Genomic DNA, 13,790 nt, shown 5'->3' on the forward strand with positions numbered 1-13,790 from the left:
ACCTACGCGCTTCGATGCAGCGAAGCTTGTAACAGCATCGTTTGAGTCGCCTGTAAGCGTGCTTGGATCATTATATTGCGCATGTCTGCCACCGCTTTGCCTAAACCATCAAATGCCGCCCTAGCGATGATAGCGTGTCCAATATTAAGCTCAACAAGTTCAGGAATGGCGGCAATTGCCTGCACGTTATGATAATGCAGACCATGCCCTGCGTTTACTTTTAACCCCAAGCGATCTGCATACTGTATGCCTTGAATAAGCTTGGCGAGTTCGTGACTAGCTTCGTTTTCTGTTTTTGCGTCAGAGTACTGCCCCGTGTGAATTTCAATATAGGGCGCACCGGCTTCAAATGCTGCCTCAATTTGCGCTTGATCAGCATCAATAAATAAAGAAGCTAGTGTGCCTTGTTCACTTAGTTGCTGACAAGCATCTTTCATTTTGGATAAATTACCCGCCACATCAAGACCACCTTCAGTGGTCAGTTCTTCCCGTTTTTCTGGTACCAAACAACAAAACTCTGGGAGCACCTTTGCGGCAATTGCTAACATTTCTTTGGTCAATGCCATTTCTAAGTTCATGCGCGTGTTGAGCGTTTCTTTTAAAGTGTATACGTCTTTATCGACAATGTGCCTGCGGTCTTCGCGTAGATGTATAGTAATGCCGTCGGCGCCTGCTCGCTCCGCAATATCAGCGGCGTGCACAGGGTTTGGATAATCGGTACCGCGAGCATTTCGCAGTGTAGCAATGTGGTCTATATTGACACCTAACAAAATTGGATTCATAAGCGAATATTCCTAATAGTAATGTGGCGAGTACTTGTGTTACTTGATGAACGTAAATTATATCAGCTTTAGGATGCCCAAACAAAGCACAGGGCGCGGATGATTACCACAATAATGTAAAGCTCTTCACCTAAACAGTTCCCGACTTTTAATAGGCTTAGGACCAATCACCTCGACGAGTGCGGTTCGGCAAATAAATTTTGCTATCTGCTTTATATGCGGTTGACTTTTATCGCCATAGTTACCGTTGGCAATTGCACGAATATATTCACCTTTAATAGCGCGTTTCTGATCTTCACCACAAGGGCTAAAACCGATTTGAGGATTAAAGCTATACAATGCGTTTTCATTTATATCTGCACCGCTTTGTGCATCAACAGAAAAGTCAGGTAAATACCCTAGCGCTAATAACAAGGTAAATTCAAACTCTCTTAAAATCGGTTCAAACTCACCAAGTGCATTATTATCAACGTTGGCAATGAGGTCTAAGGTTTTTTCATAGTGAGTAAACACTTCCTCTACAGGCTCTTCTTGCTGAAGCGCTCGACTCAAAATTTCGTTGATATAAAAACCGCAGTAGAGTCCACTTTGCCTTACCTTAACCGCGCCTTGTAAAGCCTCAACGCGGCCTAAATTTTTTAGCTGAGAACGGCCTATTAGTTCAAATTCTAGTTTTTGAAATGGCTGTAATAAGCTCTTACGATCTGATTTTGAATTGCCCCTAGCGCCCTTGGCTACTGCGCTAACACGCCCGTATTCTAATGAAAAAAAATCCACCAGCAGGCTGGTTTCTCGATAAGGACGCTTATGCAGTACATAGCCACTTAGGAGTTGACGATTATGCATCTTAGTTATTCTACGGCCACTAAGTCACTTACCATCAGCTGCAGGGTGGTTTGGCCTCTAAATTCGTTTATATCTAGTTTGTAGGCCATTTTCACTTCGTTCACTTTATGATTTGGCCATGCTTGGATATCTACATTAAACGCGATAGCATCTATGTAAACTTGATTTTGCGCTAAGGTCATTTTTAAATGATTTTTACCTACAATACGTTGATTAACCAGAGTAAAGACACCGTCAAATTGAGGCTCCTCAAAACCTTGACCCCAAGGCATTGAATACTTAAGTTCATGTGCGTTTTCTAAGGTGAGCTGCTGCTCACTCAGCTCGCCGTCGGAGTATATGATAGCTTCTTTAGGAAGGTTTTGCGTAAGGTTACTCACGACTTGTATTAATACGGTTTGAAACAACGGCAAGTCAACTTTGGCTATCGACAGACCAGCAGCCATGGCGTGACCGCCAAACTTATGTATAAGCCCAGGCTGCAATGAGTCAACTCTGGCTAATACATCGCGAATATGCACACCTTGAATAGATCGCGCCGAGCCCTTTAATGTGTGCTCATTGTCGTTGGCAAATACAATAGTGGGCCGGTAGTAACGCTCCTTCATTCTTCCAGCCACAATACCTACTACGCCTTGGTGATAATCTTCGTTATAGAGCACCAGTGCAGCGGGCATATTTTTGGCATCAAGAGAAAGTGTTGCCAAGGCCAACTCGGCTTTATCTTTCATCGACTGCTCTATTTCTCTGCGCGACTGATTTAAGGCGTCAAGCGCCAAAGCTAGAGTGGCTGCTTCATTTATGCATTCACACAGCAGGCATTCTATACCATGTGACATATCTTCTAAGCGCCCGGCAGCATTTAAGCGGGGACCAATAACGAAACCAATATCGGTGGTACAGCACTTACTATAATCACGCCCGCTTATGTTCAACAAGGCCAGTATGCCAGGCCTTGTTTTGCCGCTTCTTATACGCTGAATGCCTTGATGGACCAAAATACGGTTGTTTTTATCTAGCACAACCACATCGGCAACGGTGCCAACCGCCACTATATCAAGAAAATTGGCCATGTTTGGGACTGGTATTTGCTGTTGTGTAAAATACCCACGCTCTACCAGCACATTTTTAGTGGCTGACATCACATAAAATGCAACGCCAACACCCGCGAGGTTTTTCGATTCAAATTCACACAAGGTTTGATTAGGATTTACAATAGCATCGGCAATGGGCAACACGTCTGAGGGTAGATGGTGATCGGTTACCACCACCGTCATGCCAAGTGACTTTGCATGCTTTACCCCTTCAATACTTGAGATGCCGTTGTCGACTGTCACCAGCACCTTAGCGCCCGCTTGATAAGCTAAATCAACCACCGGCGGGCTTAATCCGTAGCCGTAGTCGAAACGATTGGGCACTATGTACTGGACGTTCAACAGGCCCATTTTGCGAAATGCTAGGATACACAGCGCTGTGCTCGTAGCGCCATCAGCATCAAAGTCACCAACAATGAACACTTGTTGATGATTAACCACGGCATCAGCCAGTAAATTAGCTGCTTTTTCAATATCTTTTAATTTATTGTAATGCAGCAGGTGTTTACCTTGCACACTCAACTCGCTTTGAGATTGAATACCCCGATTACGCAAAACTTTGTCAATAATGTCGGTGTGTTTTCCACCTAAAGGCGCTGCATTAATCGCCTCACGTCGCATAATGTGCACAGAGTTTTCCTTAATTACAAGAGGGTGTTAATGCATAGTATAGCCGCAATTGTAAAAACTGTGCTACGTAAATGCAATATGCATACTAAAGCTAATAGTGTTTTGCACTACATTACTTCCTCATGTAGCTTGTGCTCTAGCTCAAAGCTTTAGCTCAAATCTTTAAGCGCTAATGCTAAGGCTTGTGCGGGTTGATAACCCGGTACAACCGAACCATCAGGCATAATAATGTTGGGAGTGCCGCTAACGCCAATCTGTTGACCAAATTTAAACTGCTCAGCCACTTGGTTTTTACATTTTGCGTCATTCACTGGCTTGCCCGCTTTAGCATCGGTGATGGCTTGATGCGGATCTTGCGAACACCAAATAGAAACAGTGTCGTCATATACCTTGCTGTTTATGCCCGCACGTGGCCAAGCCAGGTAACGCACAGTGATCCCTAAATCGTTGAGCTGGTCCATTTCATTATGAAGTTTTCGACAATAGCCGCATGTAGTGTCAGTAAACACATTAATTACATATTTTTCTTTGTCGGCTTTAAATTCAATCGCCGAATCTTTAAAACGCTCAACGCCTTCTAGCCGAACGCTTTTCAGCGCGTTTTCGGTTTCATCTTCAACGCCTTGCGTTATATTATATACGCGCGCTTGCAAAAAGAACTCGCCGTTGTCGCTAACGTAAAACAATCCGCGGTTAGTAAACACCTGCTTTAATCCTGGCACTGGCGAGTCTGCGATTGAAATGATATCTAAATTCAGTTTTTGAGAAAGAGATGCTGTTATAGCCTTGTCGCTGTTTTGCGCAAACGCATTGGTCGTAGCCAATGCAGTGACCATAACAAATGTGCTAGCACTGGCTAGCAAACGGATTAATTTCATTAAATTGATTCCAAAACAAATAAGTTATAAGAGTAGACACGTAAACAAGTTAAACTACTTCAATTATTTACACTTTTTTTACGGCCTGTTAATACAATCTTGTAGCTTCCATGATTGTTTTAAGCCAAAAAACATCGCCGAGCATGTTCTTCATGTCACTATCGGCATTATACATGGTATTATATTATAGAAACTGTCTAGCAGGCACAATGTTATCCTCGAGGATGGTGATTTTTCACCAAAGATTGCAGCCTCTGAGTGGCTACATGGGTGTAAATTTGAGTAGTTGATAAATCAGAATGTCCTAGCAACATTTGTACAACTCTTAAATCGGCGCCGTGATTAAGCAGATGAGTCGCAAAAGCATGCCGTAATGTATGCGGAGAAAGTGTAGTGCCAATGCCCGCTACAGCTGCATAATGTTTAATCCGGTGCCAGAAGGTCTGCCGAGTCATTAACTGCCCTCGCTTGCTTGGAAATACCGCACTAATTGGCCTCTTTAATAACTCAGGTCGTGCAAACTTTATATAGTACTCTAAGCTTGATAGCGCTTCTTCACCCATGGGCACTAAGCGCTCTTTGCCCCCTTTTCCAGTGACTCTAATAACGCCTTGCTGTAGACCAATCTCATGCATTTGCAGATTAACTAATTCACTGACCCTTATGCCCGTTGCGTACAATAGTTCTAGCATTGCCTTGTCACGCATTTGAATGGGCTCGCTTATATTAGGCGCATCCAGCAAACTCTCTACCTGCTTTTCAGACAAAGTGCCTGGTAAATATTGCGGTAGCTTAGGATTTTTAATGGCACTAACAGGATTTGTTTGGCGTTTTTTAGTGGCGACTAAATCGACGTAAAATGCGCGACTGGAGCTGAGCAACCTAGCCGTTGAGCGCTGGCTAAATGATTGCTCGACCCTAACTGCTAAGTACGCCTGCACGTGTGATTCGGTGGCATCTAGCAGCGACAGCTTGTCAAAGTAACGCTGTAAAAACAACGCCCATTTATTTAAGTCGCTTTTATACGCGCTCACGGTGTTATTGCTAAGGCCTTTTTCGACCCACAGCATGTTGATGAAATCTTCGATTAACTCTTCATTTTCAAGCGATAACGTAGTTTTCGCTAGCTGCTGGTTGAAGGCCTTTCCTACTATATTTTCTGCCATATTTTGCCGTTACGTTTACCCTTATGGTGGCCGTTGGCTCTACCATATCCGTGATTATACCTTTGCTATACCTTGGTTATACCTTGGTTATACCTTGGTTATACCTTGGTTATACCTTGGTTATACCTTGGTTATACCTTGGCTATACCTTGGTTATACCTTGGTTATACCTTGGTTATACCCTAGCAATACTCCGATAGTACCAAGCTTACATTTTGCCAGCCACAATAGTACTTTTCTGGTATTGACACTAACCGTACACATATTTTATAAATACACGACTATTTCATGCCGCGTGTTTCTTTAATCAGCTCATAGGCCGCTTGAATATCTTGCGCTTTACCCTTAGCCAACTCAAGCGCTTCTGCAGGTAAGCCTTTGGCACTCAATTTGTCGGGATGGTGCAGAGTCATTTGTTTTTTATAAGCACGTTTAATCGCTTTGTCATCATCAGTCTGGGCTACGCCCAAAATGCGATAGGCATCTTGCAAAGAATGACTTGAAGAGTAAGTGCTGTGACTTTGATGAGAGCCGCCATGCTGCTGGCTATTGTGCGCGCCGCGCTGCCTAAAGCGCTGACCCGCTTCGTACGTACTGATCAAAAAATGCAGGTCTTGACGAGAAAAATGCAGGCTGCGCGCGACTTTCTCAAGCACCTCTAACTCTGGCGGCGTTATTCGCCCATCGGCGCATGAAGCGCTTATCAATATTTCTAAAAACATTTGCAAGACATCACGACGCCCGCCACAGTGCTTTTTGAATTCATCGAGCATAGGCGCTAACGCAAAGTCTTTAGCCTTACCATCTCGAAATGCATGCTGAGCTGCTTGGCGAGTATCACCGTTTAGCTTCATATTGTCCATAAGTGCAGAGGCTACTGCTATTTCGTCAGGGGTAACTTTGCCATCGGCCTTACACACGTGACCTAGGGCTGAGAAGAGGGCGTGAAAAAAAACGGATTGACGCTGGATCCCATCTTGCGATGAAAAAAATTGCGCGAACCTGCCGCGTTTAGAGAAATCTTTCCCATAGCCTATATCAAACATATGCCCGACAAATAAACCAAGCACAAGGCCTGGCCACTTTAAAAATATAAGTCCTAACAGCGCACCTATTATTTTACCGTAAATATTCATAGTTCCCCGTGTGAGCGTGAACATGGTGACATGCTCCGCGCTGGTAACACTGCAAAAATAAAGCAGCGTGATTAGTGTAAGGTTCAAGGTGCCTAAATTAAAGTATTCACCGTGGAAAAACAAAGATTGTATTGAAATGTGAGCATTTAATCGATGTTTACCTACTTTTTATGCTTTTTAGTCGTTTTTAGTTGGTTATTGCTCGCATAACCATTAATATTACAAGGCCTTCAGTCAGACCATTTTTCATAGGGGAGGCGCTAATATTTTCACTGTCAATAGCTTCATCATTAATGAGCGGTTCGTTACCAGCAATGTCCAAACTCTATCGTCACACAACTGCTCGAAATCAAATAACCTACTTTGCTAAACGTTTACGTCCAGCGCTTCATGCTTTGACACTAGGCTGGCTGCTATGCGGCTCTGAGTTAAGCGCTGCCCAGCAGATTGAATCTGCACAAACTATGAACCGAACCCCTAAAACTGACGGATCATTCAGTGTACCGGTTACCTGTATAACCCCTTCCTTTGTGTATGCAGCGCCCAAAGGGAGCAGCGGCAACATCACGGTTAACTCTAATTCTGCCCTGCTCGTGAAAGACGCGCTAGCGGTATTTGAAGGTGATGTTTCAATTGTTAGCCCAATGTCGACTATTACCGCAAATAGCGCAAACATTTTAGATAACGGACGAGAAATACGGGCCACAGGGAATGTGCAATATACCGACGCATTACTGCAAGTCAACAGCGAAGGGGTCGAGGTGAACAGCAACTTAAAGCTACTGCAAATGCAAGAGACTAACTATAAAATTGCGGGCATAAGTGGCCGCGGCGGCGCTGAGTTATTGTCAATCTCACAAGAGCGCGGCGTAAGCCTTGAAAATGTCTCATTTACCACGTGCCCAGAAGGCAATGAAGATTGGAAAATCCAAGCTTCTGAAATATCAATTGAAAGCGGTAAGCCCTTTGGTGAAGCCTACAACACCCGTTTTTTTGTGGGCGGCTTGCCTATTTTCTATTTACCGTATTTCGCATTCCCTATTACGGCTGAGCGTCAGACAGGCTTTTTATTCCCGCAGTTTGGCAGCAGTTCCACCACCGGCCTTGAATGGGAGCAGCCTTTTTATTGGAATATAGCTGCGAATGTAGATGGCCTTATTTCCACGCGCTTAATGACTAATCGCGGTGTACAGTTAAAAAGCGAATTTAGATACTTATTCGATAACCATGCCGGTGAGCTTCAGTTAGAGTACTTACCCAACGACAACGGCAGGGTGACTGGTAAAGAGCGCTATTTCTATCGCTTCTTTCATCGTGGTAAGCTTAGCAACAACTGGTCTATAAGCGCCGACATTAGCGATCTAAGCGACGATAACTACATTATCGATTTGGGCTCTGACTTTTATAATCAGGCCGACACGCATTTGTCCCGCCAAGCAGGTGTTAACTTCAGTTCACAAGCACTCGACTTTTCGGTATTCGTGCGTGACTTTACCACCATTGGTGCATCAGCGAGCAATTATAGAGCCCTTCCAGAAGCAAAGCTCAATTACACCAATAGCCTTAACGAGTTGCTTAATGTGGGCGTAAAATCTGAGCTAGCGTATTTTGAAAACGACTCGCTTGTACTACCTGACGCGCTGCGATTCCATGTAGAACCTTCTATAAGCATACCTTATCAGCGTGCGTGGGGTGAACTGCTCGCACAAGCCAGTGTTTTACACACTTATTACAAACAAGACTTAAAGGATGAAAACTTTGGCCTGTTAGAGGAAGAAGTTAATCGTACGCTCGGCCAAGCACGCTTATATGGCGCCTTAATATTCGAAAAACCCCAGCGTTTATTTGGTACAGATTACACGTTAACCGTAGAGCCCAAAGCGCAATATTTGTTCACCAGCTTTGAGGAGCAAAGCAATATAGGTTTATACGACTCCACCGCTATATTAACCAATTTCAATAATTTATTTCGCGGTCAAGAATTTACTGGCTTAGACAGAATAAACGATAATAACCAAGTGACATTGGGTACCACTTCACGACTTATCGACAGCAGTAACAATGAGATTTTAATCGCTAGTATTGGTCAAATCCTTTATGTGCGTGACTCAGAACTAATAGACGGACGCCGAGAGGGAAATCGTTCATCGATAGCGGCCGAATTAGATTGGCAAGTGAACCAAAACTGGTTTCTACGCTCTGACATACAAGTAGGAAATCAGTCCAACCAAGTGGAACGTAGCGCACTGTCAACCGAATATAAATTAGACCACAATAAGCTAGTGCAGATAAATCATCGATACATTCGCGAGCTATCTAATGAGCGAATTGACCAAGTAGGCGTGACGGCAAGCTGGCCAATAGCAGACAACTGGCATTGGGTAGGACGCTATTATCGCGATTTACAGCGCTCTAGGAGCATCGAAACCTTCATGGGCATTGAGTATGAAAGCTGCTGCTGGGCGTTACGTCTCACGCTGAGGCGAAACTTAGCGACACGCTTTAATAACAATGGCGTGCGTGATTTAAATGATTTCGACTCTGGCATAGGGTTACAATTTGTATTTAAAGGAATGGGGAATAGTGACAGGAAAGTTGATATGCTTAGCCAAGGGCTATTTGGCTACCGTCAGCCGTTTGTACTGAATTAATTTTTGACAATAGAGTGAATATGAAAAAGATATTACTAACCGTAACACTGCTACTAGCGTTTGGGCTAATGGCAACCAGCACCCCGAGTAATGCCCGTGAACTATTAGACAAAGTGGCCGTTATTGTCGACAAAGGCGTTGTGCTTGAAAGCGAAATTACCGACCTTATGCAAGGTGTAAAGGAAAACGCCGTCATAAATGGACAGACGCTACCGTCTGATGCTGCCCTTCGACGTCAAGCTATTGAACGTTTAATACTTGAAAATTTGCAGGCACAAATGGCAGCTAACATGGGCATTCAAGTTAGTGATCCACAGTTAGATCAAACTATACAGAACATTGCCCAGCAGCAAAATATGAGCATGGCTGAGTTTCGAAATGAAATAAGCAAAGACGGCGTGGCCTTTGAAGTATATCGTGAACAGGTGAGAAGAGAACTAATAAGCGGCGAAGTCCGCCGCGCTAATGTCCGTCGTAGAGTATATATTACCGACCAAGAAGTAGACTCATTAATGACCATCATTAATGAACAAGGCGCTCAGCAAGCCGAGTATCAGCTATCCCATATCCTAATTGATATTCCAGGTGATGCTTCTGAACAAATAGTAGGTGAAGCACGAGAGCGCGCTGAAAAGATTTTAGAACTACTAGGCAGTGGCTCAGACTTTGCCCGTTTAGCAATTGGTGCTTCATCTGGTCCTAAGGCACTTGAAGGTGGAGACATGGGCTGGATGAATATTAATGCCATGCCGACTTTGTTTGCTGAAGCGGTGGGCAATAAACAGAAAGACGAAGTGATTGGTCCGATTAGAAGTGGCGCAGGTTTTCACATACTCAAAATCGCAGACACCCGCGGTGTAGAAATTGTAGAAGTGGAAGAAGTTAACGCTCGCCATATACTTATATCGCCTTCTATTATATTGAGCGACGCAAAAGCCGAACAAATGCTGACGGAGTTTAGAACTGAGTTAATTGAAGGCAATGCGGATTTTGCCGAGTTAGCCAAGCAGCATAGTCAAGATCCCGGTTCAGCGCTGCGAGGCGGCGTACTTGGTTGGAATGACCCCAGTATTTATGTACCTGAATTTAAGCAATCATTGGCATCTTTGCAAAAAGACGAGTACAGCATGCCCATTCGTACAGTACATGGTTGGCACTTAATTCAGCTAATCGACAGGCGAGTAGACGATGCAACCGAAAAGCGCAAGAAGGACCGCGCTTATCAACTCATATTTAATCGTAAGTTCCAAGAAGAGACCGACGCATGGCTGCGAGAAATGCGCGACCAAGCATACATCGAAGTCTTAGACGAGAATGCATAAGTGACGGTATCAAATCAGCTTGATGCGCGCAAATCAGCCATTAAACTTGCCGTTACGCCAGGGGAACCTGCTGGTATCGGGCCTGACCTTATTATTATGTTAGCCGAGCAAGAGTGGGAGGCACAGCTGGTGATATTCGCTGACAGAGACTTGCTGCGCGCACGAGCGGCTCTGTTGGGCAAGAAGATAGACATTATCCCGTACTCAAAAGGCATGGACTACATTCAGAAGCCGGGCGAAATAATTGTAAACCATGTGCCCTGTGCAAAGGAGCCAATTGCCGGAATACTCGACAGTGAAAACGGACATTATGTCGTGAACACACTGCGCTTAGCCTGCGAAGCTAATATGGAAGGCGAGTTTAACGCGGTGGTAACAGGTCCAGTGCACAAAGGGATCATAAACAAAGCTGGCGTGTCTTTTAGCGGGCACACCGAATATTTTGCGGTGCAGTCTAACACGGCAGACGTCGTAATGATGCTCGCCACAGACGGTTTACGCGTGTGTTTAGCGACTACCCACATCCCGCTAGCTTACGTTAGCAAAGCCATTACGCGTGAAAGAATTGAGAAGGTGGTTGGCATTATGCATGCCGACTTACAACAAAAATTTGGCATTGAACATCCCACCATTTATGTTTGTGGACTCAATCCGCATGCGGGTGAAGATGGACATTTAGGCCGTGAAGAGATTGAGGTCATTACGCCGGCCCTCGACCGCCTGCGTGAATCTGGAATGAACCTAGTTGGACCGTTGCCTGCAGATACTATTTTTCAACCCAAGTATTTAGAAAAAGCAGATGCGGTGTTAGCGATGTATCATGACCAGGGTTTACCCGTATTAAAGTTTAAAGGCTTTGGTAACTCAGTCAATATAACACTTGGCCTACCTTTTATTCGCACTTCTGTTGACCACGGCACCGCCACCGATTTAGCCGGCACAGGACAGGCTGATACAGGCAGTATGGCGCGAGCGATTAATAAAGCGATTAAGCTTGCTAAGCTAAAACTGTGAGTGCAGCAAATGAGCAATAAACACTTAGGACATACGGCACGCAAACGCTTTGGCCAAAACTTCCTGCACGACGAGTATATAATAGATAAAATTGTCAGTGCGATAGGGCCTAAACATGACGATAATATTGTTGAAATAGGACCTGGTTTAGGTGCGCTAACTGAACCTGTCGCAGAACTTGTCGATTTTTTCACCGTGATAGAACTAGACAGGGATTTAGCCGCCAGGCTTCGCTCTCATCCGTTTATCCGCGATAAACTGACGGTAGTGGAGCAAGACGCACTTAAATTTGATTTTTCACAACTTCGTCAGTCACAGAAAAAGATAAGAGTGTTTGGTAATCTTCCATACAACATTTCTACTCCTTTAATGTTTCATTTATTTAAATACTGTGAACATATACAAGATATGCATTTTATGCTGCAGCATGAAGTTGTGCAGCGCTTATGCGCAAAAAGTGGCAGCAAGCTTTATGGTCGTTTGTCGGTTATGGCGCAGTACTATTGCAGTGCGGTGCCTGTTGTAATGGTGCCGCCAAGTGCATTTAAGCCGGCGCCAAAGGTCGACTCGGCCGTAGTAAGATTGAGCCCGCGAAGCTTACCACAATATGCGGTTAGCTCAGTTGCCAGCCTTCAAGCCATAGTCACAGCCGCGTTTAATCAACGTAGAAAAACAATACGAAACAGCCTAAAGAACCTATTAAGTGAAGCTCAAATTGTGGCATTGGATATAGACCCAGAAAGCCGCGCTGAGCAAATCACTATAGCGCAATTTGCCAAGCTAGCGAATGCCTTTCATAACGCTTCGCAAGCACCTTCGCATGAACCTTCACACAAGGTTGCACAAGAGATATCAAGCCATGACCCCCGCCATTCAGATTAAAGTGACCAGTAAATACTTGGGCAAACAAGACCAAGATAAGAGCCCGCAAATGTATGTGTTTAGCTATACGGTGAATATTACCAATACCAGCAAAGAGAATGTGAAACTCCTTAGCCGCTATTGGCTGATCACTAACGGTGATGGCGAAAAAGTAGAGGTTGAAGGCGACGGCGTGATAGGTGAACAGCCCGTTATCGCCCCTAATCAAACGTATTCGTACACGAGTGCCTCAATGTTAAAAACAGCCGTAGGCACTATGCAAGGTTTTTATAAGTTTCAAGCACACAACCAAGACAATTTTAAAACCCCTATTCCTGTGTTTAGCTTAGCGGTTCCTAACAGCCTTCATTAATGTGGTATGTGAATCGTGCAAAACCCTACAAAAAGGTGACAATTTGAAGAATTTTGTAGTGGGTGATATTCAAGGCTGTTACAAAGGCTTAATTAAACTGCTCAAAAAAGCCGATTTTGATCCCCTCACCGATAAATTATGGGCGGTAGGTGATTTGGTGGCGCGCGGTCCAGACAGTTTAGCGACAATGGAGTACCTATACGATTTAGGCCCTCATTTCAACACTGTTCTTGGCAATCATGATTTGCATTTAATTGCCTGTGCTTTTGGAGTCGGCAAAGCAAAGACACAAGACAAACTTGCGCCGCTATTGAAGCATAAGAACTTGCCTAAATTCATTGATTTTTTACTTGCCAAGCCGCTTGCAATCTCTCCCCTTAAAAACACCTTAATTACACACGCTGGTTTGTACCCAAAGTGGTCTATTAAAAAAGCACGTAAACTCTCTCTTGAAGTAGAAACTAAATTACAGGGAAAGCAAGTAGCACACTTCTTAAACAATATGTATGGCAATCTGCCTAACGTATGGAGTAAAGATTTAAAAGATTCCGCGCGTGACCGCTTTATCGTTAACGCATTTACCCGCATGAGATTTATACACGATGATTTAAGTTTAGACTTTGGCACTAAGTGTCATCCAAGAAATGCAAGTGAGCATTTACAGCCTTGGTTTAATCATGAGAACAGCTCTCTTAAACCATCCCAATCACTTTTATTCGGACATTGGGCTTCCTTGTTAGGTGAAGTGCCTACTACGCTTCCAGTTGACGCTAAGGTGATAGCCTTAGACACTGGCTTTGTCTGGGGCAATAAGATGCGTTTGTATTGCTTAGAATCTCAAGAATTTTTCCATCACTACGCGTAAAGGTTTTCCTATTATTTACGATATAGGCTTAATCGATATTTTAAGTTTCAGCATGCTATTTTGGAGTTTTCATGAGGATCACATTAGCTATTCGGGTAATAGGCAAATGATGCTGAACAAGCCGCCGAAGTAATAAACAAAGAAGTTACAACAATATATATAAGAGGACAAA

Annotated in this window: 12 protein-coding genes; 6 read left to right on the plus strand and 6 right to left on the minus strand. The window is 44.1% G+C overall.

Annotated features, from left to right (window positions below; all coding sequences use genetic code 11):
* Positions 1-2 precede the first annotated feature (2 nt).
* The 6 genes from pdxJ to djlA form a co-directional block, all read right to left on the minus strand.
* Positions 3-782: a pyridoxine 5'-phosphate synthase gene (gene pdxJ, locus GPUN_RS10065; RefSeq protein WP_006006303.1), complete on the minus strand. Its 780-nt coding sequence runs from the start codon at positions 780-782 to the stop codon at positions 3-5.
* Between the two features lie 126 nt (positions 783-908).
* Complete coding sequence (gene recO, locus GPUN_RS10070) at positions 909-1,628, minus strand: DNA repair protein RecO (protein WP_006006305.1); 720 nt, start codon at positions 1,626-1,628, stop codon at positions 909-911.
* A gap of 5 nt (positions 1,629-1,633) precedes the next feature.
* Positions 1,634-3,343: a single-stranded-DNA-specific exonuclease RecJ gene (recJ, locus tag GPUN_RS10075; RefSeq protein ID WP_040520927.1), complete on the minus strand. Its 1,710-nt coding sequence runs from the start codon at positions 3,341-3,343 to the stop codon at positions 1,634-1,636.
* Between the two features lie 158 nt (positions 3,344-3,501).
* Positions 3,502-4,230 (minus strand): bifunctional protein-disulfide isomerase/oxidoreductase DsbC, encoded by a 729-nt coding sequence (gene dsbC, locus GPUN_RS10080; RefSeq protein WP_006006309.1) that lies wholly within the window; start codon positions 4,228-4,230, stop codon positions 3,502-3,504.
* A gap of 212 nt (positions 4,231-4,442) precedes the next feature.
* On the minus strand, positions 4,443-5,396 hold the full coding sequence (gene xerD / locus GPUN_RS10085) for a site-specific tyrosine recombinase XerD (RefSeq protein WP_006006311.1): 954 nt from the start codon (positions 5,394-5,396) through the stop codon (positions 4,443-4,445).
* Between the two features lie 281 nt (positions 5,397-5,677).
* A complete protein-coding gene (gene djlA, locus GPUN_RS10090; protein WP_006006313.1) occupies positions 5,678-6,532 on the minus strand; it encodes a co-chaperone DjlA in 855 nt (284 codons plus the stop codon).
* Between the two features lie 293 nt (positions 6,533-6,825).
* Here djlA and GPUN_RS10095 point away from each other — a divergent pair, with 293 nt between their 5' ends.
* Genes GPUN_RS10095 through GPUN_RS10120 form a run of 6 tightly spaced genes read left to right on the plus strand, consistent with a single transcriptional unit; the run spans position 6,826 to position 13,618 of the window.
* The gene (locus GPUN_RS10095; RefSeq protein ID WP_238528974.1) at positions 6,826-9,183 is read left to right on the plus strand and encodes an LPS-assembly protein LptD; all 2,358 of its coding nucleotides are present in this window, start codon (positions 6,826-6,828) and stop codon (positions 9,181-9,183) included.
* A 20-nt stretch (positions 9,184-9,203) separates the two neighbouring features.
* The gene (surA, locus tag GPUN_RS10100; RefSeq protein WP_006006320.1) at positions 9,204-10,505 is read left to right on the plus strand and encodes a peptidylprolyl isomerase SurA; all 1,302 of its coding nucleotides are present in this window, start codon (positions 9,204-9,206) and stop codon (positions 10,503-10,505) included.
* The gene (gene pdxA, locus GPUN_RS10105; protein WP_006006322.1) at positions 10,506-11,519 is read left to right on the plus strand and encodes a 4-hydroxythreonine-4-phosphate dehydrogenase PdxA; all 1,014 of its coding nucleotides are present in this window, start codon (positions 10,506-10,508) and stop codon (positions 11,517-11,519) included.
* Positions 11,520-11,528: 9 nt separating this feature from the next.
* Positions 11,529-12,401, plus strand: a complete 873-nt coding sequence (rsmA, locus tag GPUN_RS10110; protein WP_040520936.1) for a 16S rRNA (adenine(1518)-N(6)/adenine(1519)-N(6))-dimethyltransferase RsmA — start codon at positions 11,529-11,531, stop codon at positions 12,399-12,401.
* Positions 12,379-12,753, plus strand: coding sequence for a Co2+/Mg2+ efflux facilitator ApaG/CorD (gene apaG, locus GPUN_RS10115; protein WP_006006327.1), 375 nt, complete (start codon positions 12,379-12,381; stop codon positions 12,751-12,753). Before rsmA ends, apaG begins: the two co-directional genes overlap by 23 nt.
* 43 nt (positions 12,754-12,796) lie before the next feature.
* Positions 12,797-13,618, plus strand: coding sequence for a symmetrical bis(5'-nucleosyl)-tetraphosphatase (locus GPUN_RS10120; protein WP_006006329.1), 822 nt, complete (start codon positions 12,797-12,799; stop codon positions 13,616-13,618).
* Positions 13,619-13,790 lie beyond the last annotated feature (172 nt).

This window comes from Glaciecola punicea ACAM 611, assembly GCF_000252165.1.
Lineage (GTDB): Bacteria > Pseudomonadota > Gammaproteobacteria > Enterobacterales > Alteromonadaceae > Glaciecola > Glaciecola punicea.